This window comes from Streptomyces sp. NPDC049970 (assembly GCF_040660235.1).
Taxonomy (GTDB): domain Bacteria; phylum Actinomycetota; class Actinomycetes; order Streptomycetales; family Streptomycetaceae; genus Streptomyces.
This window is the reverse complement of sequence record NZ_JBFALP010000016.1, coordinates 34,984-59,997: the sequence shown is the minus strand read 5'-3', so window position 1 is coordinate 59,997 and position 25,014 is coordinate 34,984. Positions and strand designations below refer to the sequence as shown.

The window sequence follows — 25,014 nt, the reverse complement described above, 5'->3', positions numbered from 1 at the left end:
CCGGGTGAAGCACCTGGCCGGACGGCTCGGCGCGCTCCTGGCCGTCGTCGCCGTCATCGGCCTGCTGCCCCGGCTCACCCGTACCGATCCGGCACTCACCATCCTGCACGCGCGTTACGGGGACCGGCCGCCCACACCGGCCGTGCTCGACGCTATCCGTGCCGAGACCGGGCTCGACGGCGGTCCGGCACACGTCCTCGGCGGCTGGGCGGCCGGACTCCTTCGCGGCGACCTGGGGGAGTCCTGGGTCTCCGGACAGCCCGTCGGCCCCGACGTGACGTCCGCACTCGGCGTCTCGCTCACCCTGATGGGCGCCTCGCTCGCCGTGGCCGTCCTCCTCGCGCTCGCCCTGGCCGCCGGGACCCTGCGGCGGGGGGCCCACCGGAGGCTGGTCAGCACCCGGGCGGGCGTCGGGGCGGCCACACTCGCCGCGCTGCCGGAGTTCCTCCTGGCCTCGGTGCTGGCGACGGTCTTCGCCGTACAGCTGGGATGGCTGCCCGCGCTCGGTTGGGGCGGGGCCGGCCAACTCGTCCTGCCGGCGCTCGCCATGGGCGTTCCGGCCGGTGCGCTGCTCGGGCGGCTGCTGGACGACGCGCTGCCCGCCGCGTTCACCGAACCCTGGGCCCGTGCGGCCACGGCCAACGGCCTGCCCGCGCACCGGATCGCCGCCCACGCCCTGCACCGCACCCTGCCCGCGCTGCTGCCCCAGCTCGGCCTGGTCGTCGTCGGGCTCACCGGCGGGGCGGTCGCCGTCGAGACGCTCTACGCGATACCCGGGCTCGGCGGCACGGCCCTGGCCGCCGCACTCGCCCAGGACCTGCCCGTCCTCCAGGCCTGTGTGCTGCTCCTCCTCCTGCTGGGGGCAGCCGCCGGGCTCGCGGCCCGGCTCGGGTCCCGGGCGCTGCTCGGGCCCGCCCGCACGGACGGAGCCCTCCCACCGCTCGTCGCCCCGTCGCTCCCCGCCCGGCGCCCGGTCGCCGTGGCCGCGTCGGTCCTCGGGGCGCTCCTCGTCGGCGCAACCCTCACCGGCCTGCTGCGCGACCCCTTGTACGCCGATGCCGCGGCCCGTCTCGCGTCCCCTTCGGCGGCTCACCCGCTGGGAACCGACTCGCTCGGCCGGGACGTACTCGCCCGGCTCGGCCACGGCGCCGCCACGACCGTGCTCACCGCCGTCGCTGTGGGCGCCGTGACTCTGGTGGTCGGGCTGCTCGCCGGCGCCGTACGGGCCGGGGCGCTCACCGAGACGGCCAACGCGCTGCCCGCCGTGCTGGCCGGCCTCGTCGTCGCGGGTGTCGTGGGCCCCGGGCCGTGGGGCGCGGCCACGGCCGTCGCGGCCGTCGCCTGGGCGCCGCTCGCAGCGCACACCTCCGCGCTGTACGCCCAGGAACGGGCGGCCCCGCACGTCACCGTCGCCCGCGCCCTCGGCGCCGGCCGCCTCCACCGGCTGCGGCGCCACATCCTGCCGGGCGTCGTACCACCGGTCGTACGCCACGCCGTCCTGCGCGTCCCGGCGGTCGCCCTGGCCCTGGCCTCCCTCGGCTTCCTCGGCCTCGGGACCGAGGCCCCGGCCCCTGAGTGGGGCCGCATGCTCTCGGAGAACATGCCGTACGCGGAACGCGCCCCCTGGGCCGTCCTCGCCCCCGCCGCCGCCCTCGCCCTGCTCGGCTCGCTCGCGGTGCTGACCTCGGCGGCCGTACGGGGCAGGGGCCGCCGCGCGTGACGACGTATCCGCGGAGCACCCGGCCCGCCACGGACCCCGCGGGGCTCAGGCCCTACCTGCGGCTGCTGACCGCCACCCAGTTCGCCTTCAACACCGGCTTCTACGCGGTGCTGCCCTATCTCGCCGCCCACCTCGGCGACGGGCTCGGCATGGCGGGATGGCTGGTCGGGCTCGTGCTCGGGCTGCGCACCTTCAGCCAGCAGGGGCTCTTCGTCGTCGGCGGGGCGCTCACCGACCGGTACGGTCCCCGACCCGTCGTGCTGGCGGGCTGTGTCCTGCGCATCGCCGGATTCTGCTGGCTGGCCCTGGCGGGTTCCACCGCCACCGTCATCGGGGCCGTCCTGCTCATCGGCTTCGCCGCCGCGCTCTTCTCGCCCGCCGTCGAGTCGGAGACCGCCCGCGCCGCCGTGGCGTACGAGACCTCCACCGGGACGCCGCGCGCCCAGGTGCTGGCCGTGTTCTCCGCCGCCGGTCAGGCCGGCGCGTTCCTCGGTCCCCTGCTCGGCAGTCTGCTGCTGCTCCTCGGCGGCGGGTTCCGGACCGCGTGTGCCGCCGGGGCCGTGGTCTTCGTCGGCGTACTCGCCGGACACGCCCGCCTCATGCCCCGCGGGCCGCGCCGGGTGCGCCGCGGGCGAGGTCCCGGGGCGGGCAGCGGTGAGCCCCGGGAGGTCTTCGCCAACCGGCCCTTCCTCGTCCTGTGCCTCGTGTACAGCAGCTACCTCGTCTCCTACAACCAGCTCTACCTCGCCCTGCCCGCCGAGGTGGAGCAGGCCACCGGATCGCAGGAGGCGCTCGGCGGACTCTTCGCGCTCTCGTCGCTGCTCGTGGTCGCCGTCCAGCTGCCCCTGACCCGGTGGTCCGCCCGCCGCGTCGCGCCCAGGAGCGCGCTGGCCACCGGGCTCGCCGTCGTCGCCGCCGGGTTCGTGCTGGTGCCGGTCCTGCCGGGCGGGCCCGCCGGACTGCTCCCCGTGGCCGCCTTCACCGTGCTGCTCACGCTCGGCCAGATGCTGCTGGTCCCGGCCGCCCGGGGGCTTGTGCCCGACCTGGTCGAGGACCGGCGCCTCGGCCTCGCCACCGGAGCGATGTCCTCGCTCTCCGGCGTCGCGGTCCTCGTGGGGAGCGCCGCCACCGGGGCCCTCCTCGACGCACCCGGCCCCGTCCTGTGGACCGCGCTCGCCGCGGTTCCCCTTGCGGGCGCCGGAATCGCCCTGACACTGCCCTCCGGACGGGGTGCGGGGGAGCCCGCGACCACCGTCACCGATTAGTTGTGACACGTTTTCCACAGGGGGCGCCGGGCACTGGTGCGGGCCCACTACCCTTGAGGGGTGACTATTCGCCTGCACGACACCAACGCCCGGCAGATCCGTGACTTCGTCCCGCTCACAGCGGGCTGTGTCTCGATCTACCTCTGTGGCGCGACTGTCCAGGCTGCCCCGCACATCGGGCACATCAGGTCCGGGCTGAACTTCGACATCATGCGCCGCTGGTTCGAATACCGCGGGTACGACGTGACGTTCATCCGGAATGTCACCGACATCGACGACAAGATCATCAAGAAGTCGGCCGAGCAGGGCCGACCCTGGTGGGCCATCGGCTACGAGAACGAGCGCGCGTTCAACGACGGCTACAACGCCCTGGGCTGCCTTCCGCCCACGTACGAGCCGCGTGCCACCGGCCACATCACCGAGATGGTCGAGATGATGCGCGGCCTCATCGAGCGCGGCCACGCCTACGAGGCCGAGGGCAACGTCTACTTCGACGTGCGCTCGTTCGAGGGATATCTGGAGCTCTCCAACCAGGACCTCGACGACCTGCGCCAGCCCTCGGGCGACAACGAGACCGGCAAGCGGGACAAGCGCGACTTCGCCATGTGGAAGGCCGCCAAGCCCGGCGAGCCCAGCTGGGAGACCCCGTGGGGCCGCGGCCGCCCCGGCTGGCACCTGGAGTGCTCCGCGATGGCGCACAAGTACCTCGGCAGCGCCTTCGACATCCACGGCGGCGGCATCGACCTGGTCTTCCCGCACCACGAGAACGAGATCGCCCAGGCCAAGGCCTTCGGTGACGAGTTCGCGAAGTACTGGGTGCACAACGGCTGGGTCACCCTGTCCGGCGAGAAGATGTCGAAGTCCCTCGGCAACTCCGTGCTGGTCAGCGAGATGGTGAAGGCCTGGCGCCCCATCGTCCTGAGGTACTACCTCGGCACCCCGCACTACCGCTCCATGATCGAGTACAGCGAGGAGTCCCTGCGCGAGGCCGAGTCGGCCTTCGCGCGGATCGAGGGCTTCGTCCAGCGCGTGGTGGAGAAGGCCGGGGGACCGGTCGAGGCCGCCGCCGAGGTGCCGCCCGCGTTCGCCGACGCGATGGACGACGACCTGGGTGTCCCGCAGGCGCTCGCGATCGTGCACACCACCGTCCGGCAGGGCAACTCCGCCCTCGCCGCCGACGACAAGGAAGCCGCCGTCGCACGCCTCGCCGAGGTGCGCGCCATGCTCGGTGTCCTCGGTCTGGACCCGCTCGACCCGCACTGGGCGGGCGAGAGCGACCGCGGCGAGGATCTGCACGGCGTCGTCGACACCCTCGTACGCCTCGTCCTCGACCAGCGCCAGTCGGCCCGCGAGCGCAAGGACTGGCCCGCCGCCGACGCCATCCGCGACCAGCTCAACCAGTCCGGCCTCGTCATCGAGGACGGCGCCGGCGGACCGAGGTGGAACCTCGGACCGCGCTGAGCGGACCTTCGCACCATGCGTGAGCAGCGCAAATGTGCCGCCCGGCCGTCCGGGCGGCACACTTTCACTTGACGACGTTTTTCTGAAGCAACGAAACAGGTAGGTCATGGCCGGGAACAGCCAGCGCAGGAACCGCCGCACGTCCAACAAGAAGGGCATGCAGGTCGGCAGCGGCGGTAACCGACGCCGTGGTCTCGAAGGCAAGGGACCGACGCCGCCCGCCGCCGACCGCAAGGGACACAAGAAGAACAGGGTGGCGAACGCCCAGGCCAAGCAGGCCGCGTCCCGCCGCCCCGCCCCGCGCCGCGGTGGCGCCAAGGGCACGTCGGAGATGGTCGTCGGCCGCAACCCGGTCTTCGAGGCGCTGCGCGACGGCGTCCCCGCCACCACGCTCTACGTCCAGCAGTACATCGACAACGACGAGCGGGTCCGCGAGGCGCTCCAGCTCGCCGGTGAGCGCGGCAACATCCACCTCATGGAGGCCCCGCGCCCCGAGCTCGACCGGATGACGAACGGCCTGAACCACCAGGGCCTCGTCCTCCAGGTCCCGCCGTACGAGTACGCGCACCCGGAGGACCTCACCGCCGCCGCGTACGACAACAACGAGGACCCGCTGATCGTCGCCCTCGACGGCGTCACCGACCCCCGTAACCTCGGCGCGATCGTCCGTTCCGTGTCCGCCTTCGGCGGCCACGGTGTCGTCGTCCCCGAGCGCAGGGCGGCCGGCATGACGGCCGGCGCCTGGAAGTCCTCGGCCGGCACGGCGGCCCGCACGCCCGTCTCGCGCGTCACCAACCTGACCCGCGCCCTCGAGGGCTACCAGAAGGCCGGCCTCGCCGTGGTCGGCCTCGCCGCCGACGGCGAGCACACCGTCGAGGACCTGCAGGCCCTGGAGGGCCCCGTCGTCATCGTCATCGGCAGCGAGGGCAAGGGCCTGGGCCGCCTGGTCGGCGAGACCTGCGACTACCGGGTCCGGATCTCCATGCCGGGCGGCGCGGAGTCGCTGAACGCCGGTGTCGCCGCGGGCATCGTGCTCTACGAGGTGGCCCGCCGCCGCGCGTGACGGGTACCCACGGGGGTGCGCGTCCGCGTGACGCGCTCGCGCGCGGGTGGGGGTGGGACGTCGGGCCTCGGCCTGGCGCCGTTCCACGTGGGCGTCTGTGTTTCAGTGGGGGCTGTGACCTGGTGGACACGGTGCTCGTCACAGGCGGCCACGGCATGCTCGGCCGGGCGGTGACCACCGCGCTGCTCCGCGCGGGGCATCACACCGTCTCCCTGGGACGCCTCGAGCTCGACATCACATCGCCGAAAGCCGTCGCCTCCGCATGGGCAGCTCATCGTCCCCACACTGTTGTCAACTGCGCTGCCTACACGGCCGTCGACGATGCAGAGGAGGACGAAGCCGCAGCCTGGGCCGTCAACGCGGAGGGATCACGCCATCTTGCCGAAGCTGCGGCGGGTGCCGGTGTCCCGAGGCGGTCGGCCCGCCTCATCCATATCTCCAGCGACTACGTGTTCGACGGCGAGGCCACTCATCCCTACGCCGAGAACGCCCCCACCCGGCCCCGTACGGCTTACGGGCGTTCCAAGCTCGGTGGGGAACGAGCGGTGCTCGACACCCTGCCCGCAGACGGAACCGTTCTTCGCACCGCATGGCTCTATGGTGGGCACGGCCGTCACTTCCCCGCCACGATGGCCCGCCTCGCACACGAACCGGGCCGGATCGTGCGCGTCGTCGCGGACCAATACGGCCAGCCCACCTGGACCGGAGACCTCGCCGCTCGGGTCGTCGAACTTGTCCGATACCCCTGCCCAGGCATCCTGCACGCCTCTAATGCGGGCGAGACCACCTGGTTCGACCTTGCCCGCGCGGTCTTCGCCCGCGCGGGGGCCGACCCTGAGCGAGTCCGCCCTGCACGGACTGCAGACATGCCCCGTCCCGCTGCGCGCCCCGGCCGTTCCACGCTCGGCCACGGGCGGTGGGCTGCTGCCGGGCTCTCTCCGATGCGGCACTGGCTCGATGCGCTGGACGGGGCCTGGCCGACCCTCGGGCTCAGCAGCCGCTGATGTGTTCCCGGTTCCCCGAGACACCAGGCTGCCCGGGCGAGTTCACGACAGGAGGATGGGGTTCTCTTGCGTCAACTGGCCATACCCGGAGCCTGGGTCCACACACCCACTGCCCATCGCGACCCGTGCGGCACCTTCCACGAGATCTCCCGGGCCGAGGCATTCTCGCGGGCCACAGGCCGGGCACTCACACTCGCCCAGGCCAACGTGTCCGTCTCCCGGCGAGGCGTGCTACGTGGAATCCACCACGTCGAAGTGCCGCCTGGCCAGGCGAAGTACGTCACTTGTCTGCAGGGCGCGATGCTCGATGTCGCAGTCGACCTCCGCACTGGCGCACCCACCTACGGAGGTTGTGAGCGGTCCGGCTGGACGCCACGAACCGGAACGCGCTCAATCTGTCAGAGCAACTCGGGCATGCCTTCCTCGCGATCGACGACGACGCACCATGGTGTACTTCTGTTCTCAGGGCCATGCGCCGGAGCGGGAACATGGCACTGACCTCTCGATTTTTAGCTCGCCATGGATTGGCCGAGCGGCATCCCTCTGCGGCTCTCGGACAAGGACGCCACTGCCCCGACCCTCCGCGAAGCGGCCCGCTTCCCTCCCGCTCGGTGTGTTTGCTATACGCGAGCGGCCTTTGAGAGAAGGGCTGTTGACGGGTCTCGGACACTTTCGATGAGGCGAGGCAGTGTCCTAATCACACATCACTCGGTTAGATGAGTGTGGACACCAGAACGCCTCGGTTCGACGACCAACCCGCCCTGAGCATGACGAAGGTGGACAGCGACCCCGCACAGGTCATCGTCAGCCACGCCAGCTTCCGGGTGCAGCTCGCCCCGGGCCAGCGCACTCGTCTGCGCCCCGTGGGCTCCGCCGGACCGGCGAGGATCCCCGCCATGAGCGGCGCGGGAGGCCGTAGGCGGGCCCCCGTCGTCTGGAGCGGCAGGTCCGAGCCTGGCGACCCCGGAGCGACCGGACTCCTGCAGGCCGTACGGAACTCCACCGCCGGCCACCTCGACTCCCGCCCCGGCGGCGACTTCGGTGCGGGGTACGACGACGCGGGCGGCGGCACCCAGGTCATCCCGCGCCTCGACGAGACCCAGCCCAACCCGGTGGTCCCCGCCCCGCACAGGCACGGCGGCGGCCGGACCGGCCCGCTCCTGCCCCCCATGCGGCAGGCCGTCGGCGCCTACGACTCGGCGGAGCCGCCGCAGCACGGCGCCTACGACATGGACCACGGCGACGAGAACGCCGACGACGAGGGCCGCGACCGTGCCACCGCAGGGGAGCGCCGGCACGCCGGTGACGGCGTCCGGCAGGCCTACTACCCCGACCGCCGGATGAACCTCGGCGTCGTACTCCTCCCGCTCCGCGTCCTCCTCGGCTTCATCTCGATCTACGCCGGCATGGGCAAGCTCTGCGATCCCGCGTACTTCGAAGGCGGCGACCGCGGCTCCATGGTCAAGTGGCTGTCGTCGCTGCACCCCTGGTCCGCCGCCGAGCCGCTGCGCGACTTCGCGCTCTCCCACCCCGTCGGCGCCGGACTCTCCGTCGCCTTCCTCCAGGTCGTCGTGGGCGTCCTCACGCTGCTCGGCCTCTGGCAGCGCGTCGCCGCGGCCTTCGGAGCCCTGCTGTCCGCCGCCATCCTGGTGACGGTGAGCTGGCGCAGCGTCGCCACGTACGGTGCGTCGGACATCCTCTTCCTCGCCGCCTGGAGCCCGCTCGTCATCGCCGGTGCTCCCGTCTACTCCCTGGACGGGCGTCTCGCGGGCGAGGCCTGGCGCACGCTGGGCCCGCGTTCCGAGATCGGGGAACTCCGCCGCAGGGTGCTGCGCCGGGGAAGCGCGGTCGCCACCGTGGTCGTGGGTCTGACGCTGCTCGTGGGTTCGATGCTCGGCGGAGCGGTTCGTTCCAGCGAGGTCGTCACGGTGCCGGGCCCCGACAGCTACCCGACGAACCAGCTGCCCGGATCCCCGCTCCCCGGCGAGGCCAAGGACAAGAAGCGCAAGCCTTCCAGCACCCCGGAGGGGCGTCGTCCGGAGACCTCTCCCTCCAGCGCTCCCGGTACGCCGTCGGCGGAGCAGTCCACCCCGGGCTCCGACTCCGCGCGTGAGTCCGGCCCGACCGCCGGGGCGAGCACGGGGCAGCCCAGCCAGACGCAGGGCACCGGCCAGGCTCCTCCGCAGGAGCCGGAGCCCCAGGAGCCCCCGGCGGGTGACGACAGTTCCGGTTCCTCCGGCTCCAGCGGCTCGGGCGGACCCACCGGCGGTACGGACGGCGGCGGTTCGGACGGTGGCTCCGGCGGAGGTACGGACGGCGGCGGAGCCGGCCAGAACCCCATCGGCGGCCTGCTCGGCTGATCCCGCGCCACACGCCGTGAGGGCGGCCACCGGCATCCGGTGGCCGCCCTCACGTACGGGGTGCGGGGTTTCGACACGCGCGAGGGCCTCAGGTGCCCGCGTCGGCGCCCAGCTCCTTCGCGGCCTCGGTGAGGTCCTTGGCGGTGTCGATCGCCCGCCAGTAGGCACCGTGGGGCAGTGGGAACCCGGCGAGCCGGCGTTCCCGGGCCAGCCTGGGGAACGTCGTACGTTCGTGGTCGCCGCGGTCCGGCAGCATCGAGGTGAACGCGGGCGCGAAGACGTACACACCCGCGTTGATCAGGTACGGCGACGGCGGCGACTCGATGAAGTCGGTGATGTGGCCGAAGGCGTCCGTCTCCACGGCGCCCCAGGGGATCCGCGGTCGGGCCAGTGCGAGCGTCGCCGTGGCGTCCCGCTCGGCGTGGAAGGCGGCCATCTCCCGCAGCGAGAAGCGGGTCCAGATGTCGCCGTTGGTCGCGTACCAGGGCTTCGACGGATCGGGCAGTCGCGCCGCGGCATGCTTCAGACCGCCGCCCCGGCCCAGTGGCTCGGTCTCGACGACGGTCGTGACGCGCAACGGAAGAGCGGCGGAGTCCAGCCACTCCTGAAGGACATCGGCGAGATGACCGCAGGAGATCACGGCGTCGGTCACGCCCTCGGAGGCCAGCCAGGAAAGCTGATGGCCGATGATCGGCGTCCCGGTTCCGGGGATCTCGACCATCGGCTTGGGGCGGTCATCGGTGTACGGGCGCAGCCGTGACCCCTGGCCACCCGCCAGGATCACGGCCTGCGTCGGATACGTATGCATGCCAGGCACGATATGCCGTGCCCGGGCAGGCCCGGCTCAGCTGAACTGTGCGACGCCCGACGCGAACGACGTGTCGCAGACCGGACGGGAGAAGCGGTGGGCACGCGTCGGGCCGTACTGGTCGACGGCGGCCTTGCCCAGCGCCTTGGCGATCGACATGCAGTGCCTGGCGAGTGACGGACGTCCCTCGACGGCACGCTGGAGGTTCGTCAGGGCTACGCCCGGGTCCTTCTCACGGAGTTCGAGCAGGAGCTTGTCCCGCAGGATGTCCTGCGGAGCCGCTGCCTTCTTCTGCTTGGCCACGGTCTCCGAGGCGGCGGTCAGCAACTGGGTTTCGGTGTCCTGCCCCGACCACTGCACGCGGGTGACCGCGAGGGTCCCGGACAGGACCATGACGACTGGCAGTACGAGAGCGAGGGTTCGGCCGATTCGGCGCGCGGTGTGGGTCACGCAGGCGAGCGTAGCGGGCAGTGACCGGTCGGCGACATTTCGTCACCCCTGCGGGGGATGGTTCGAGAGGCTTTTTCGAATCGAGGGTTGACGTGCCCGGATGAATTGACCGTTGTGTCGGGGTATTTGGGGCCGAACAGATCCAAAACCCGATGCCGTGACGCGGAACGCAAACGGCCCCGCCTCCTCCAGGAGGACGCGGGGCCGCAGCGTGATGATCAGGTGACCGGTCGGTCAGGTGATCAGTCGGTCAGGCGCTCGCCGGTCGAGGTGGCGAAGACGTGCAGCTCCTCCGGGCGCGGCACGACGTGGAGCTCCGTGCCCTTCTCCGGGACGGCGCGGCCGCCGACGCGGACCACCAGGTCCTTGTGCTCGCCACCGACCTGCGCGGCACCGTAGACGAAGCCGTCGGCGCCGAGCTCCTCGACTACGTTGACGGAGACGGCCAGACCGGCCGGGGCGTCGGAGGAGGCCTTGGAGAGGCCGGTCGCGGCGGCGCCGCCGTGCTCGACGATGTCGAAGTGCTCGGGGCGGATGCCGACGGTGACGGTGCGGTCACCGCGGTCGGCGGCGGCGGAGAGCGCCTCACGGGAGACCGGGACGACGCTGTTGCCGAACTTCACGCCGCCGTCGGTGATCGGGACCTCGACGAGGTTCATCGCCGGGGAGCCGATGAAGCCGGCCACGAAGAGGTTCGCCGGGCGGTCGTACATGTTGCGCGGCGAGTCGACCTGCTGGAGCAGACCGTCCTTGAGGACCGCGACACGGTCGCCCATGGTGAGGGCCTCGACCTGGTCGTGGGTGACGTACACGGTGGTGATGCCGAGGCGGCGCTGCAGGGACGCGATCTGCGTACGCGTCGAGACACGGAGCTTGGCGTCGAGGTTCGACAGCGGCTCGTCCATGAGGAAGACCTGCGGCTCACGCACGATGGCACGGCCCATCGCCACACGCTGGCGCTGGCCACCGGAGAGCGCCTTGGGCTTGCGGTCCAGGTAGTCGGTGAGGTCCAGCATCTTGGCGGCCTCTTCGACCTTCGCCCGGATCTCGGTCTTGTTGATCCCGGCGATCTTCAGCGCGAAGCCCATGTTGTCCGCGACGGACATGTGCGGGTAGAGCGCGTAGTTCTGGAACACCATGGCGATGTCCCGGTCCTTCGGCGGCAGGTGCGTGACGTCGCGGTCACCGATGCGGATCGCGCCGCCGTTGACGTCCTCGAGACCCGCGAGCATGCGCAGGGAGGTCGACTTGCCGCAACCGGAAGGACCGACGAGGACGAGGAACTCGCCGTCCTCGATGTCTATCTCGAGCTGGTCCACAGCCGGCTTCGTGGAGCCGGGGTAGACGCGGGACGCCTTGTCGAACGTGACACTGGCCATGGCGATTCTTCTCCTCCACCGGCAGGAACGTGCCGGACGATCCGAGTAAGGGAGTGGTGTGGTCCACTGGAGTGAACCTGAGGTGACGCTACCTGGCGATTTCTGATCTGTCAGTAGTCAGCGGTCGCGAATATTGAGCGGGACCAGCCCCTCGGATTGGTTAGACTGCACCGGCACGCCTCCTTAGCTCAGCTGGCCAGAGCAACGCACTTGTAATGCGTAGGTCATCGGTTCGAATCCGATAGGGGGCTCCGAGAAACCCCAGGTCACATAGCCCGTGACCTGGGGTTTTCTGTCGTTCCGGGGATGGCGTGCCGGATGGCCGGGGCGCGGCGGGCGGGCCCGCGTGAGCGGTGCGTGAGCGGAGCCGCTCAGGGACCCTCCTTCTTGGCCTTCTCCTTCTTCGCGGCCTTGAGCGCCGCCTTCTCGGCCTCGGCCTTGCGCTGGAGGGGGACGAGCCTGGCTGTGGCCTCGGCGGCGCTCCTGCCGACGTGGGGCAGGACGCTTAATGGTGACGGCAGGTATCGGGACTGTCCGAATGACTGCCTCGCCATCCGTAGCCGGCACGTGCTCGGCAACTGTGGATCATGACTTCCACTGGTCGCAGTACTCGATGTGGATCTCGCGGGCGTCGCCGAGGGTGCCGTCATTCGAGTGGAGCTCGGTGCAGAAGTACGGATAGCCGGGGTGGGCCGGAACATAGCTCGGTCCGTTGCGGGCGACATCGAGGAAGTGCCGAGCGGTCTCTCGGAACACCTTCGCGCTGCCGGTCATGAACAGCGTCTCGGCATGAAGGTGCTGGTGAAACAGGTCGCGGTTCTCCTGGTAATGGCGTGCTGCCCAGTCGATTGCGGCGTTGTCGACAGGGTCTCTGTCGGGCAAGTTCACGGTCTGGGGACGGCCGGCGCCGAGTCGACTCCTTACCTGCTTCCAGAAGGAGGGGGCAAACTGCAGCGAATGGTGCAAGAGTACGAGGTCGAGCTGGAAGCCGATGTCGTCCGGTACTTCCCGGACTGGCGGGCGGTTCGCCCGCATTGGCAGGTGAATCAGCGAACGAGGCGAGCGTGCGGCGAGCATCCACAATCCTGCGATGCGTCGGGCGGCGTCTTGGTCGAGATAGACGTCCAGATGCCGATCGTGGTCGATGAGTACTGCATGGCTCAGAGGTTGCGCAGGCCGGATGACTCTGAACTCGTCGGCTCCCAAGCGGGCCTGGTGGATCATGACCGGCAGCTTCATCTGTTCTCCGTTGCGGTGCGTCGGCTGATTTCATTGGCATGTGTGGCCCAGTCGCCCGGGGAGAGACGTTGCCAGGTGACGGCGACATGGGTGTGGATGCCCAGGGTGCGGGCGAGGATCGGGGCCGGGATCTCGGTGACGAGCTGGAAGAGAGCGGTGCTGCGGGCCTGATTGGGCCGGATCCCGAGCTGGTGCAGGCGCTGGGTCAGCTGTGTGGTGCTGATCGGCCGTCCAGGCCGGCCGCCGGGGAAGAGCCATGCAGAAAGCCGACGACATCCTGGTCAAGCCCCGACGCGGCCCCTCCGGAGACCTCCTCGGCTACGCAGATCTACCACCCCGGCGGGAAGATCGCCCCCGACCTCGCCCTGCCCATGCTCAAGGCCCGCCTGGAAACCAGCGCACCGGAGGAACACCCCACAGCCCGTCGCGACCGACCCACCACTCTCTGGCACCAGGCATCGACGCCCGCGACACCCTCCGCCCGGAGACCACCAACACGAGCGCCGACGAGGACGCACGGACGCAGGCGAACGTCAGCGCTCTGGGCGAACTGATCGAAGCCCACTGCCCAAGCAGCACCGCCGACCATCGTGCTCAACTGCGCTCACCCAGTGCGGCAATCGCCCGTGCCCAGCGGTCGCAGATCGACCGAGTACGGCTCAACCTTCTCTTCTTCAACACGAGGGCCCTTCACGATCGTGGCCGGGTTGACCGTGGGACGGGCCCGGCGGGCCGCCTCCTTGAGGGCGATACGGACATTCCGGTGACTCTGTGCCCGGCATCGCGGTTGAGTCACCCTCGCCGCATCAACGGGACCGAGGGCCCAGAACGGACAGCTCGGGATCGCGAACGACATAGAGGCACCGCCGGTGACGGAGCGCGGGCCCGCCGTGCACTCCTGCCCGGATCCGCGGTCACACCCCCGAGACGACAATATTTGCCGAGAAGCAAATATTGTCGTCTATCCACCCCGCGACACCGCCACGCTTGTAACTCAAGTCACAGTCGGTGTGGTTTTCGTGCCTCATGCATCTACGCGCGTTCCGCGCCTTGGTGAGGTGGGGCAGGTTGGCGGCTGTGCCATTGCATCCACGGAAAGCGCTCTCATTTTCCGTGACTTGACGCACTGTCACTTTCACTACGGCCTGTGGTTTCCTCCGTGGAATCAGCCGTTCCGGTAGGGGGAGTGGTGATGATGTGAAGGTGCACCCGTTGGTGCGCCTTCATTCGCGTGAGTCGCCTGGTCGGTTGTGACGGGCTTTTTTGGGCTGCGCGGTTCGCAGGGGGGAATCAACGTGAGACGCAAACACATGATGGTGGTGGCGGTTGCGGGGGCGGCGCTGTCGCTGCTGGGTACGGGGGTCGCGTCGGCGGGTACAGGGCCGGGGCAGACGGCTCAGCAGCGGTCGGCGAACGAGGCGGCGGGGGCTGCGGGGACGGAGGCCGGCAATCCGCTCAGCGCGGTCGCGACGGCGGCGGGGGTGTGTTCGGACGCCGCTCAGATCGGTGCGACGGAGTACGTCTGGCGTGGCACGGAGAAGATCGCCTCGGTCAAGCAGTTCTACTCGCCCAACTGCGACGAGAACTACGCCTACGTGTGGGCGTGGAAGTCCTTCCTGGACAAGAACATCACGTTCGACCTGACGGTGGGGGTGTGGTCCTTCAACCGCAACGTGCTGGTGGGCCGCAAGGACGTCTTCGACACCCACGCCCAGGAGTTCTGGAGCAACGCCGCAAAGACCGCGGACGAGTGCACCTCCGGCGACGGTGCGATCAGCATCCTCAACGAGGCCACGTACACCGCCCGCACCGAAAAGCGCTGCTGAGCATCAACCGGCACCGCCCCCATCAACAGGGTGGGGCGGCACCCGTGCAGGGGTGCCGCCCCGTCAGCCCTGCTCCAATTTCATCCAACGCATCGGAGAGACCTTCGTGAATCCTCGCATGCCCGCATTCCGGCACCGCAGACACTTGCTGCCGTTGTCCATCCTGGCCGTGGCCACCGCCACCGCCACCATGGCCACCGCCGTCCCGGCGAACGCCCAGCCGCACACGACCGCTCCCGCCGCCGCGTCGGCCAAGCCCGGCCCGACTCCGCTGGGAGCGACCAAGGCCCCGACGAGTACGTTGTTCAAGGCGACCGGTCAGCCGCTGGTGAAGTCTGCGGCGGCGGACCCGGGCTTCTACGCCGTCGGTGTCGGGCAGGTCCCGTGGTCGGAGTTCCACACCGCCCAGCTCTCCGGCGGGGTCAGCGCTCAGGTCAACTACGCCAACGGCAACCTCCTGTTGACCGTCGACGGTTTCGACATCGCCGACGCAGGCCCGGGCCTGGCCTACGGCAACACCTTCAACAGCCTCAACGGCGTGGGCTGGAACGCCACGACCGGGGCCGACCACCACGTCGAGGAACCCACTCCCGACGGGGTGTCCGTCGAAGGCCCCTCCGGCACGGTCGCGGTCTTCGCCCGTTCGGGCTCGGGCTTCACCCCGGCCAAGGGCTACAAGCAGGACCTGACCGAGGCGTCGGACAAGAGGTCCTTCACCCTCACCAGTCGCTCCAGCGGGGAGAAGACCACGTTCACCCGCACGGGCACCACCGGTGATGCGCGGGTGTCGAAGGTGGAGGACAAGAACGGCAACGCCACCACCGTCACGTACTCCGGCGGCTTCACCTCGAAGATCACCTCGGCATCCGGGCGCACGCTGACGGTCACCAACGACGGCACACACGTCACGAAGGTCACCGACAACACCGGCCGGACGGTCGCCTACACCTACACCGGCGACCTGATCAAGACGTTCACCGACACCGACGGCAGGACGACCACCTTCGACTACGACACGTCGAACCGCCTGGTCAAGGTGACCACGGTCGAGGGACGGCAGACGAAGCTCACCTGGGACAGCGACAAGGTCGCCTCCGTGACCCGCGTCGTCACCAACACCACCGGTGCCGGCAACACCACCGCCTTCCGCTGGATCCTGCCCGCCAACAACACCAACGCGGAGGGAGTCGTACGCGTCACCGACCCCCGCGGCAAGCACACGATCAAGACGGTCGACGGCTACTGGCGCACCAAGAACACCGAGGACCCGCTCGGACACAAGCGCTCGAAGTCCTGGGGCCCGGACAACAACGTCATGACGGCCACAGACGCGATGGGCGCCTCCCCGGACGACGGCAACGTCACCAGCTACAAGTACGACAGCGCCTTCAACCCCACCACTGTCACCCTGCCGACCGGAGCTTCGGCGACATCGACGTGGGTGAAGAAGGGCAGCGGCTACTTCCCCGAGACTGCCACTTCAGCATCCTCAGAGAAGACGGCGAACGGCTACGACACCTCCGGCAACCTGCTGACGTCGACCGACTCCACCACCGGCGGCACCGGCGCGAAGTGGACCTACGACTACAACCCCAAGACGGGAGCCATGGACTGCGGTGGCCTGCCCGGCCAGCGGTGCAGCGCCACGGACCCGCGGGACCAGAAGACGTCCTACACCTACGACTCGAAGGGCAACCTGACCAAGGTCGCCCCGCCGTCCCCGCTGAAGCCGATCACGTACACCTACGACGACCTCGGCCGTCAGAAGACGATGACCGACGGGCGCGGCGTCACCACGAACTACACCTACGACGGCCGCGACCGGGTCAAGACGCAGAACGCCGGCTCGGCGAAAGCGACGTTCACCTACGATGCGGACGGCAACCTCAAGACCCGCACAGCCCCCGGCGGCACGTCGACATTCACCTACGACGAGCAGAACCGCGAGCGCACCCGCGCTCTGCCCGGCACTCCGGCCACTTCGATCACCTATGACGCCACCGGCAACGTCGCCACCGCTGTCGATGCCGCCGGCACCGTGACCTACGGCTACGACGACGCCAACCAGCTCACCTCCGTCGCTGAGCCCGGCGGAGCCAAGACCAGCTTCACCTACGACAACAACGGCGACCGAACCAAGACCACCTTCCCCGGTGGCACCACGCAGACCGTCACCTCCGACGACTCCAGCCGTCCCACGAAGATCGAGGTCAAGTCCGGCTCCACGAGCCTGTCGACGATTTCCTACGACTACGCCGACGCGGGCAAGGACACCGACAAGGTCCGCAAGCGCACCACCGACGGCGCCGCCACCGCCTACACCTACGACACCCTGGGCCGCCTGACCAAGGCCGTCGAGACCAAGTCCGTCTCCACCACGGCCGGCTGGTCCTACTGCTACGACAAGGCCGGCAACCGCACCGGCCGCTCCACCGGAACGTCGCTTCCCTCCAGCTGTGACGACGCCGAGCAGAAGGCCGTCTACAACAATGCGGGAGAGCTGACCTCGTTCGACGGCAACGACGCTTTCACCTACGACGGCGCGGGCAACGAGACCTCCGCCGCCAGCCCCACCGGCACCCGCACCGCTGAGACGTGGACGCCGCACACCCAGCTCGGCGCCTACACCCAGTCCGGCACCACCATCGACCAGACCTACGCTGGCACCGACAACACCCAGCGCCTGAAGGCCGGCTCCACCACCTTCACCAACGCCGCCGTCGGCATCACCAGCCAGAGCGTCTCAGGCACAGCCACAGGTTTTGTCCGCGAGCCTTCGGGCACGCTCGTGGCGATGAAGAGCGGAGGCACCAGTCAGTACTACCTCACTGATGCCCAGAACTCCGTCATCGGCCTGGTCGACGCGTCGGGCAAGCGTACGGCGACCTACTCCTACGGCCCCTGATGGACGCGTTGGCCGACTCGGCCTCGCTGGCCACCCTCGTCGGCAGCGGGGACCGGTACCTGTGGCCCCAGACCCACGACCTACGGCGCATTCCGTTGCACGACCCGACCCCGGTCTACCCGCACGCGCTGCTGTTCCGTAGCGGAGACCAGCATCCCGTACTGACCGCCCTGCGCGACTATCTGTGCACCGCAGGCCCGCGAACCCCGCACGACGTGTGGGCGCCGGATGGGTGGGCCGCTGACCACATGACCGAATTGGCCGACACGCCCTAGTCCTCTCCGGCAGACTTCATTGCCCAGCCACCCCAACGCGTTGCCAGGATGCATGCCGACCGGGGATCGGACGGGGATCGGCCGGGGTGTGCGGGCTTCGGGCTCCAGGCCTTCGACGGGTCATGGTGTGGCGCGGTCGTAGGTCCCCCTGATGGTGGAGACGAAGTGCCTGGTGTCGCCAGGGCTGAGCGCCCGGGCCTGCAAGTGGGCGTGGATGAGGTCGTAGTGCTCCAGTTCGGATCGTTTCTCCAGGTAGAGGTCGCTGGTCGATCCCTCGACGTGCACCACCTCTGCTTCCAGGTTGTCCGCGAAGCTCAGGATCGAGAACGAACCTGCGACGCCGGGGAGGGCGCCCGCGGCGCAAGGGAGGACCTGCACGGTGATGTGCGGTTCGGCGCTCAGTGCGTTCAGGTGCTCCAGCTGCTCGCGCATGAGGCCGGGGCCGCCGACGACTCGACGTAGCGTTGATTCGTCGAGGATGACGCTCAGGCGCAGCGGGTCGGCGGGGTCGTAGATCCGGTGCTGACGGCGGAGTCGCACCTTCAGGCGGTTGGATGTCTGTTCGGCGGTGACCGGAGGGATCGTTTCCTCGATGACTGCCTGGGCGTAGGCGGGGGTCTGCAGCAGGTCGGGAATGACCATGGGTGCGAAGCAGCGGATGGAGCGAGCATCGGTCTCCAGGCCGATGTAGACGCTGCAGGGGATGTCACCGTAGGCGTTCCACCAGCCCTGTTGTCCGGATTCTTCTGCCATTCGCATCAGGGAGCTGAGTACCTGCTGGTTGGTCACTCCGTAGAGAGAACACAGGTCACGGACGTCGCGCGGGCTGATGGCGCAGTGGCCGTTCTCCAGACGGCTGATCTTCGGCTGGGAGATCAGGAGGCGCTGTGCGACCTGCCCGCCGGTCAGCCCGCTGTCGATGCGGAGTCGACGGAGCTCGGCTCCCAGGCGGCGCTTCCTGACGATGGGGCTCATCCTCGTGACCACGGGTAGTGCATCTCCGGCGTAATGGGCGCACCGGTGCTCAACAGGCGGCCAAGATCAGAATCTTGTGCGCATTGTGCATTGCTGTGCTGAGGTCTTCATACGACCGCGTGGAGGAGTCCACCCGTGTGGCGTAACCGAGTGACCTCCTGCAGCGGCGAAGGGAACTGCCGGGCTTCGGCCGGGGGTTGCTAGGCCTTCCGCCGCTCAACGGAACCGGGGGCCGGCCAGGGACCGCGGGTCGGCCCGGTCGGCACCGCGCAGGCCGGTGAGCCGCCGGGTAGGCGGTCACGGTGGGTAGCGATGATCCGGTAGACGCCGTGGGCGATCCAGCGGACCGGTGGCAAGGTGAGCAGCCCGCCGGCCCAGGCCCGGATGCCGCCCGAGCGAAGCAGGAGTTCGGCGACCGCCTGCGCGCCGCCGTACACCGTTCCTGTCGGCGAGATGTACAGGAGTTCGTGCTGGGCTTGCCGCTGGGTGACGCCGAGAGCGTCGAGGTCTGCGACCTGCCAGGGCGCAGCGACGCACTTGGGCCGAAATCGCCGCATGATGTAGGTCACCGAGGTGGTGCAGAAGGCGCAGTCACCGTCGTAGACCAACACGGCGGGTACAGATCGCTGGTGCATGGGCTCGTCTCTGTCTGAACGCAATTCTCTGTGCGGGCCGGCCGTCCGCTGAGGCAACCCGACGTCGGAAGTGATGGTCGGGCGCTCAGCGCGGGTCGGGCACCAGCTTGTCCTTGTCGGCTGAAGCCGGACGTACTCCTGCCGAAGCGATCTGCTGACCCGCAGTGGACAGACCTCCTCTGAGCTGTGGAGGCACGGACCGGGAGTCCGGCTCCTCGGAGGTTCTTTGCCGTCGCAGGCTGGCCCGCGCAGTCACGTGCCGGGCGGAGCGGCCCAGGAACATGTAGAAGCGGTCGGGGAGGAACGCCGCGTCGGCCACGATCATCGCCCCGGAGAACAGGGGAAGTCCCATGAGGACGGCGATGCCGATGTGCATACCCAGCAGCATGGCGAGGACGGGGTACTTCAGCCTGCCGAAGAGCACGAAGGGGAAGGCGACCTGCAGGAGCACGGTGACGTAACTGGCGACCGCGATCACCGTCGGGTACTGATCCACGAGATGCGAGAGGGCCGGCCAGGGCTGGAAGAGGTCGAGGTTCAGCACGTAGTGGATGGCGGTCCCCCCGCCCCACGAGGCGCCCTGGACCTTGTACAGGCCGGCTGCTCCGTACAGGAGACAGACCTGGGCTGCGATGACGAAGAGTCCGCAGTTGTGCACCGCGGTCGTCAGCGTGACCCGGGCGTCGTGCAGTTGCCGTAGCCAGAAACTCCTCCTCGGTGGTGGCGGCCTCGTGCCCGCTCGCGCGATGGCTCGCCTGGTTCTGCGCGCGTCCAGGGACCAGCGTCGGCCGCACGCGGTGAAGACGAGGTACAGGGCCATGAGCAGGATCAGGTTGTCTCCCCCGTCCGTCATGAAGATCGCTCTCGCGTGGAAGGAGACGACCACGACGGCGAACAGGACGGACATGAGGCGGGTTCGCCAGCCCAGCGTGAACAGAACCGACGTCACCACGGCCGCCGCATAGCAGAACTCGAAGTAGGTACGGCTGCCGGACAGAGTCAGGATGCTGTTCCAGCCCGATTGCTCGAAGAGCTGCTGTGCCAGTTCCGGTGTCCAGGGCGAGCCGGGGCCCCAGATCTCGTTCCGGTGCGGGAACTCACGCAGGAGGAAGGCGGTGTACAGCAGTCCGTACCCGATGCGCAGGACCGCGGCCGCGTACAAGGACATCGGCCGGCCGGTCACCAGATTCCAGAACGCGCCGCTTCGTTCACTCAGCCACCGGACGACGACTCCGTCCGCTGTCTCCTGTTGTGCCGGCCGGTTCGGGGTCACGGCCGGGGACGGGAATGGGGGGAGTTGCTCAGTTCCCATGAGGGGTCACCTTCCACCAGGGCAGAAGCCGGTTCTCGACCGGTACGGGCGGACGCTTGGAAGCCGCCGTGCCGGGAGCCGCGATCGGCAGCGTCAGAACACGAAGCTGGATGAATTCGAACGGACCGCTGCTGTGGTCCGCGAGACGGTCAGCGGCAATGTTGCGCAGGTACTGCTGCAGCATCACGGCCCGTTCCGAGGTCGTTCCGTCGTCGCCGCCGTGCAGTTCGACGTAGGTCGTCCACGCGCGGCGCAGCAGGTTCTGCGCGGTGTGGCTCGGGAATGCGCTGTGCTCGACTGCCGAAGAATCCACAGCGGCCAGGTCGAACCAGTCGCTCACCCGGACCGATCCGTCCGGCGCGGTGTGCGACGTCCTCGCGAGGATCTGCCGATTGGCCGAGTCGGGATCCGGGGCGAACAGCCGCCAGTTCTGCTCGAACAGGGGGTACACCCACGCGTTCACCTGCGGGCTGTAACGCTTCGAAACAGGATTCGCGGGTGCCACATGGAGAAACACCATGGCGACGTGAGTAACAGCTGTCACCAGACACAAGACCACCACGGTGAACAGACCCTTGTGCAGGGCACGGGCAGCTCTCGCCCGGTTCGCCGAAACAGCCTCACTCTTGCTGTCGGCGTCGGGCGGACCGGACTCGGACTGTCGCACTTCTTCCGTGTCCACTGCTTGCATGCCGCCTGACACCGCCCACCCAGTTTTTCTCATGCCAACTCTCGCAGATAAGGCCGTTGTCGCGAATACCACTGACGGCATGCGGCAGATGGAGAATCTGCCGCATGCCGTCGAACTGTCATCCAGTCATCCGATACCTGCGGTCAGTCCGAGACCTGGCCCCCGTGCTCCTCGGAACCGCCGTGCCGGATCCGGGACCTAGCCCGCGTGACCCTCGGAGCCACCCTGCTCATCGGGCATGTCCCCGTAGCCGTGGTGCTCGCCGTGCTTGTCGTCGCCTCCGTGGCCCGGCTTGCCCTCGGGACCATGGCCCGGCTTGCCCTCGGGACCGTGCTCCGGCTTGCCCTCGTGGCCCTTGCCGGGTCCACCCTCGTGGCCCTTGTCCGGTCCACCGTGATCCGGACCGCCGGGCCCACCACCGTGGCCGCCGGTGACGTTCCCCGCGGTGTTGTTGCCGGTTGTGTTGCCCGCGGTGTTACCGCCGATGGTGTTTCCCGCCACGTTGCCCGAGGTGTTGCCGGAGATGTTTCCGGACGTACCGCCGGTCACCTGGCCGGCAACCAGGCCCCCCGTCGAGACGCCGCCGAGGAGACCGCCGACCGCGCCCGTCGTCGCACCGCCTGTCGTCACGCCGCCGAGCACACCACCCAGGACGCCGGTCGTGCTGCCGGTCGTCGTTCCGGTGGTGGTCCCCGTCGTGGTTCCGGTGGTGGTGCCGGTCGTCGTCCCGCCCGTGGTCGTGGTCGAGCAAGTCCCCGGGAAGATCCGGTTGTTGTCGAGCGTCACGGCGCCGTTGCGAGCCAGCGCACGGCCCTGGATGTTCGTCCCCGTGGTCACGCTGATCGAGGTCAGAGCCATGATCGTGCCGACGAACGTGGAGGTGGTGCCCAGCGTGGCGGAACTACCGATCTGCCAGTACACGTTGCAGGCGGACGCGCCGTTCGTCAGAAGCACCCGGCTGGAGGACGCCGTGGTCAGAGCCTCAGGAATCTGGAACACCCAGACCGCGTTCGGGTTCCCCCCGGCGTCCAGAACCAGGTCGCCGGTGAGCCCCACGCCCGATGAAGCGGTGTACACACCCGGAAGCAGCGTGTCGCCGTTCCCGATACCCGCCGCAAGCGCGAAATCCGTGGCCTGGCCCGCGGCGTTGTTGTAAGCCACGACCAAGTCACTCTTGGCCTGCAGTGCCGCAGCGTCCGCGGAATGCACTGCACCGAGCACCTGCCCGGGCGGGAACCCGGTAATGGCCGTCCCCGGGCTCACCCCGAGATCCTGACTGATAACCGAGGGCCCCGTGTTCGTGACCTCCGAACCCGCCAGAACGGAGTACGAGGCAGCCGTGCCCAGCGGCACGGGAATTGCGATGGCCAGCGCCTGCGTCGGCGTCACAGCGACCATGACGCCGGCAACGGTCGCGGCAAGCCCCGAGGCAAGCCAGCCGGACAAGGCGCGGCGGGAAGCCAACTTGGGGATCTTCAACTTCATCGAGAGGCCATTTCCTGTCGGAGAGTCGTGGTCCACGGCACACCCGGCCCAACCAAACAGCCCGGCCGCCGTCACGTTGTCGCCGAATATTACGCAGTAATTTTTGGCGCTCCGGGTTTGATGCCGGTAATTTCTGTTGTGGCAGCGTGCTATTTAAATTAGAATAGAGATTCATTGGTGCGGATAATAATCCTATTCACTCCGGTGCGCCTATTTCCTTGACCCGCATGGCGCAACTTCTCGGGTGCGACTGCAAGAAACCCCATCCGAGAGGTCGTCGTGCCGCCGTCCAGGTGAGATCAGCGAACCGCTTCCAGTTGGGCGCGGCGCGCCCACGACCTCAACTCCCGCACAGACTCAACACAGGGGCGGCGCCGGTCGGAGGGGCCGGAGCCGGGTGCGCGAAAGGCAGAACTCGTTGCCCTCCGGGTCGGCCAGGACGTGCCGGCCGTCGTTCCCTGTCCGGCCCACGTCGACGGGCCTGGCGCCGAGGGCGAGCAGTCGTTCCAGCTCGGCGTCCTGGTCGCGGTCGGTGGCGTCGACGTCGATGTGCAGTCGGAGCTTCGCGGGCCGCGGGTCGTCGGTGGGGCTGATGACGAGGGTGGGCTGTGGGCCGCCGGAGCCTGTGCCGGGTGGTCCGATCTCGATGCTTCCGTCGGCCTCCCGGTCGAGTTCGACGTAGCCGAGGACCTCGCTCCAGAACGCGGCGAGCGGCTCGGGGGCGGTGGCGTCGATGACCAGCTCACTGATTCGGCATGCCATGCGCGGCATCGTACGAAGCGGCCCGTCCGTTCCGGATGCTCAGGTGCCGCGTGGTTCGTCGCCCTCGTGGCCGGGGGCCTGTTCGAAGTCCTCCTCCGCCTGCCGCTGGATGTCGTCGGCGTCCGCCAGCAGGCGTTCGATCCGTTCCGCGCCGCCGGGTACGGGCGGGGGTACGTCGGTGAGCGTTTCGTACAGGTACCGGCATGCCTCCGCCTCGGTTCCGAAGCGCGCGATGACGCTGTCCTGGCCGCGCTGGCGCAGAAGCACCGGCCACGCGTCCGCCTCCGGGCGCAGGACGTAGTAGGCGTCCAACTGCATGGGGGTGCCGTGGACGCCGGGGATGTCGTACAGCGCGTCCGGGACTCCCTCGCGGCGGAGGCGTTCGGTGAGTTCTGTCCTGTTCATCGCGCGGGTTCCCCTTCCAACAGCCTGGGCGGGCCCCGGCCGTGCCGGAACCCGCCCAGGAGAGTGCGTACTCGGTCAGTTCAGGGCTTCGAGCTTCTGCTCGGTGACCAGTTCCGGGATCCGCTTGTCCGTCATGTACTGGATTCCCAGGCCGGGCTGCCCGAACCAGGGCCGGATGCGGCCGGCCTGCACGGTGAACGCTTCCTTCACCTTGTACAGGTGGTAGCTGTACGGGTAGTCGTCGGTGTACCTGACGAGGTTGCTCGGCGGAATGGCGCGCTTGGCGTACGGCGTCCCCGCCGGGGCGAGGAAGTTGCCGCGCCCGCTGCCGAAGAGGTCGACCAGCTGTCCCACGCGGAGGGTCAGGGCCTTCTGCACCGGGTTGCCTGCTCGGTCCAGGACGAAGCCGTTGTTGTCCGGGTACCACCAACCCGACTCGCCCGTGGCCGGGTTGGTCTGCCAGTAGCAACCGAGGAACCAGTACGCCGACGTCGGGCCGGTGCGGTGGTAGCCGCGCAGCATCGCGCCGATGGCGCCGGTCCTCGGCAGCACCTCGGGGCCGAGCCGCCAGTCGTCGAGGTAGTACTGCTCCAGCGCCGGGATGGGCGCTCCGTTCGTCCCCCGGGTCCTGCCGTCGGTCGGGCAGTGGGCTCCCGGTCCGCCCTTGTCGCCGGTGTCGGCGTGGGCGGCCGTCGGTGACAGCCCGACGAGAAGGAGCAGCGAGGCGATCGCGCTCCAGACGATGTTCCGCAGCACCCGCATACAGTTGGTCCCTTCGCAGTGCCCGCGCCGGCCGGAGGGCGCGCACGGGTGTCGAGGTCGCGCGAAGGCGCCCCGTGAGAGGGGCGCCGTCATGTGGTGCCCCTCAGTCAATTGCGCTCTCGGCCACTGGGGAGGGCGGGGGTGCGCGCTGTCACCCGTACGGAGCCGCACGTTCTCCTGATCGGCCTACCGGACGACGCCCAGGGGGCCGCGGCGGGCTGTCCGCGAGTCG

21 protein-coding genes, 1 tRNA gene and 3 pseudogenes are annotated in these 25,014 nt (G+C 69.3%); 12 read left to right on the top strand and 13 right to left on the bottom strand.

The window, feature by feature from the left end:
* Positions 1-4 precede the first annotated feature (4 nt).
* The 7 genes from AB0I83_RS24435 to AB0I83_RS24405 all read left to right on the top strand — a co-directional run bounded on the left by AB0I83_RS24435 (position 5) and on the right by AB0I83_RS24405 (position 8,873).
* The gene (locus AB0I83_RS24435; protein ID WP_363306131.1) at positions 5-1,720 is read left to right on the top strand and encodes an ABC transporter permease subunit; all 1,716 of its coding nucleotides are present in this window, start codon (positions 5-7) and stop codon (positions 1,718-1,720) included.
* Positions 1,717-2,985 carry an MFS transporter gene (locus AB0I83_RS24430; RefSeq protein ID WP_363306130.1) on the top strand — a complete coding sequence of 423 codons (1,269 nt, stop codon included), beginning with the start codon at positions 1,717-1,719 and terminating at the stop codon, positions 2,983-2,985. The genes AB0I83_RS24435 and AB0I83_RS24430 overlap by 4 nt, the downstream gene beginning before the upstream one ends.
* Before the next feature lie 60 nt (positions 2,986-3,045).
* Positions 3,046-4,446 (top strand): cysteine--tRNA ligase, encoded by a 1,401-nt coding sequence (cysS, locus tag AB0I83_RS24425; RefSeq protein WP_363306128.1) that lies wholly within the window; start codon positions 3,046-3,048, stop codon positions 4,444-4,446.
* A gap of 106 nt (positions 4,447-4,552) precedes the next feature.
* Positions 4,553-5,509 (top strand): 23S rRNA (guanosine(2251)-2'-O)-methyltransferase RlmB, encoded by a 957-nt coding sequence (rlmB, locus tag AB0I83_RS24420; RefSeq protein WP_363306127.1) that lies wholly within the window; start codon positions 4,553-4,555, stop codon positions 5,507-5,509.
* A 122-nt stretch (positions 5,510-5,631) separates the two neighbouring features.
* A complete protein-coding gene (rfbD, locus tag AB0I83_RS24415) occupies positions 5,632-6,513 on the top strand; it encodes a dTDP-4-dehydrorhamnose reductase (RefSeq protein WP_363306126.1) in 882 nt (293 codons plus the stop codon).
* 66 nt (positions 6,514-6,579) lie between these two features.
* Complete coding sequence (locus tag AB0I83_RS24410; RefSeq protein WP_363306125.1) at positions 6,580-7,011, top strand: dTDP-4-dehydrorhamnose 3,5-epimerase family protein; 432 nt, start codon at positions 6,580-6,582, stop codon at positions 7,009-7,011.
* A 269-nt stretch (positions 7,012-7,280) separates the two neighbouring features.
* The gene (locus AB0I83_RS24405) at positions 7,281-8,873 is read left to right on the top strand and encodes a DoxX family protein (RefSeq protein WP_363306124.1); all 1,593 of its coding nucleotides are present in this window, start codon (positions 7,281-7,283) and stop codon (positions 8,871-8,873) included.
* Positions 8,874-8,961: 88 nt separating this feature from the next.
* Here the strand turns inward: AB0I83_RS24405 and AB0I83_RS24400 are convergent, their stop codons facing one another.
* From AB0I83_RS24400 to ugpC, 3 genes are all read right to left on the bottom strand, one after another.
* Complete coding sequence (locus AB0I83_RS24400) at positions 8,962-9,681, bottom strand: nucleotidyltransferase family protein (RefSeq protein WP_363306123.1); 720 nt, start codon at positions 9,679-9,681, stop codon at positions 8,962-8,964.
* A 36-nt stretch (positions 9,682-9,717) separates the two neighbouring features.
* Positions 9,718-10,131, bottom strand: a complete 414-nt coding sequence (locus AB0I83_RS24395; RefSeq protein WP_356531363.1) for a hypothetical protein — start codon at positions 10,129-10,131, stop codon at positions 9,718-9,720.
* A 242-nt stretch (positions 10,132-10,373) separates the two neighbouring features.
* Positions 10,374-11,510, bottom strand: a complete 1,137-nt coding sequence (ugpC, locus tag AB0I83_RS24390) for a sn-glycerol-3-phosphate ABC transporter ATP-binding protein UgpC (protein WP_356531364.1) — start codon at positions 11,508-11,510, stop codon at positions 10,374-10,376.
* Between the two features lie 177 nt (positions 11,511-11,687).
* On the opposite strand from ugpC, the gene AB0I83_RS24385 reads away from it, so the two are divergent.
* Positions 11,688-11,761: transfer RNA gene (locus AB0I83_RS24385), tRNA-Thr, on the top strand.
* A gap of 120 nt (positions 11,762-11,881) precedes the next feature.
* On the opposite strand, the pseudogene AB0I83_RS24380 reads toward AB0I83_RS24385, so the two are convergent.
* Positions 11,882-12,016 (bottom strand): annotated as a pseudogene (locus AB0I83_RS24380) (site-specific integrase); the annotation flags it as partial.
* Positions 12,017-12,095: 79 nt separating this feature from the next.
* On the bottom strand, positions 12,096-12,749 hold the full coding sequence (locus AB0I83_RS24375; protein WP_363306122.1) for a hypothetical protein: 654 nt from the start codon (positions 12,747-12,749) through the stop codon (positions 12,096-12,098).
* A 262-nt stretch (positions 12,750-13,011) separates the two neighbouring features.
* Between AB0I83_RS24375 and AB0I83_RS24370 the strand changes: the two are divergent.
* The 4 genes and pseudogenes from AB0I83_RS24370 to AB0I83_RS24355 form a co-directional block, all read left to right on the top strand.
* Positions 13,012-13,395, top strand: a pseudogene (locus AB0I83_RS24370) (mobilization protein); the annotation flags it as partial.
* A 649-nt stretch (positions 13,396-14,044) separates the two neighbouring features.
* Positions 14,045-14,575 (top strand): hypothetical protein, encoded by a 531-nt coding sequence (locus AB0I83_RS24365; RefSeq protein WP_363306121.1) that lies wholly within the window; start codon positions 14,045-14,047, stop codon positions 14,573-14,575.
* Positions 14,576-14,729: 154 nt separating this feature from the next.
* On the top strand, positions 14,730-17,480 hold the full coding sequence (locus AB0I83_RS24360; RefSeq protein WP_363306120.1) for a hypothetical protein: 2,751 nt from the start codon (positions 14,730-14,732) through the stop codon (positions 17,478-17,480).
* A pseudogene (locus AB0I83_RS24355) lies at positions 17,477-17,755 on the top strand (LysR family transcriptional regulator); the annotation flags it as partial. The gene AB0I83_RS24360 and the pseudogene AB0I83_RS24355, both read left to right, overlap by 4 nt.
* A 120-nt stretch (positions 17,756-17,875) precedes the next feature.
* Here AB0I83_RS24355 and AB0I83_RS24350 read toward each other — a convergent pair.
* The 8 genes from AB0I83_RS24350 to AB0I83_RS24315 all read right to left on the bottom strand — a co-directional run bounded on the left by AB0I83_RS24350 (position 17,876) and on the right by AB0I83_RS24315 (position 24,782).
* Positions 17,876-18,730 (bottom strand): helix-turn-helix transcriptional regulator, encoded by an 855-nt coding sequence (locus AB0I83_RS24350; protein ID WP_363306119.1) that lies wholly within the window; start codon positions 18,728-18,730, stop codon positions 17,876-17,878.
* Between the two features lie 200 nt (positions 18,731-18,930).
* Positions 18,931-19,365 carry a DUF393 domain-containing protein gene (locus AB0I83_RS24345; RefSeq protein WP_363306118.1) on the bottom strand — a complete coding sequence of 145 codons (435 nt, stop codon included), beginning with the start codon at positions 19,363-19,365 and terminating at the stop codon, positions 18,931-18,933.
* An 85-nt stretch (positions 19,366-19,450) separates the two neighbouring features.
* Entirely contained in the window at positions 19,451-20,533 is a 1,083-nt protein-coding gene (locus AB0I83_RS24340; RefSeq protein WP_363306117.1) for an HTTM domain-containing protein, read from the bottom strand.
* A gap of 133 nt (positions 20,534-20,666) precedes the next feature.
* Positions 20,667-21,368, bottom strand: a complete 702-nt coding sequence (locus tag AB0I83_RS24335; RefSeq protein ID WP_363306115.1) for a DUF5819 family protein — start codon at positions 21,366-21,368, stop codon at positions 20,667-20,669.
* 198 nt (positions 21,369-21,566) lie between these two features.
* Entirely contained in the window at positions 21,567-22,853 is a 1,287-nt protein-coding gene (locus tag AB0I83_RS24330; protein ID WP_363306206.1) for an ice-binding family protein, read from the bottom strand.
* 357 nt (positions 22,854-23,210) lie between these two features.
* Positions 23,211-23,615 carry a VOC family protein gene (locus AB0I83_RS24325; protein ID WP_363306114.1) on the bottom strand — a complete coding sequence of 135 codons (405 nt, stop codon included), beginning with the start codon at positions 23,613-23,615 and terminating at the stop codon, positions 23,211-23,213.
* Between the two features lie 39 nt (positions 23,616-23,654).
* Positions 23,655-24,020, bottom strand: a complete 366-nt coding sequence (locus tag AB0I83_RS24320; RefSeq protein WP_363306113.1) for a hypothetical protein — start codon at positions 24,018-24,020, stop codon at positions 23,655-23,657.
* Positions 24,021-24,095: 75 nt separating this feature from the next.
* Positions 24,096-24,782 (bottom strand): TNT domain-containing protein, encoded by a 687-nt coding sequence (locus tag AB0I83_RS24315; RefSeq protein ID WP_356531370.1) that lies wholly within the window; start codon positions 24,780-24,782, stop codon positions 24,096-24,098.
* Between the last annotated feature and the right edge of the window lie 232 nt (positions 24,783-25,014).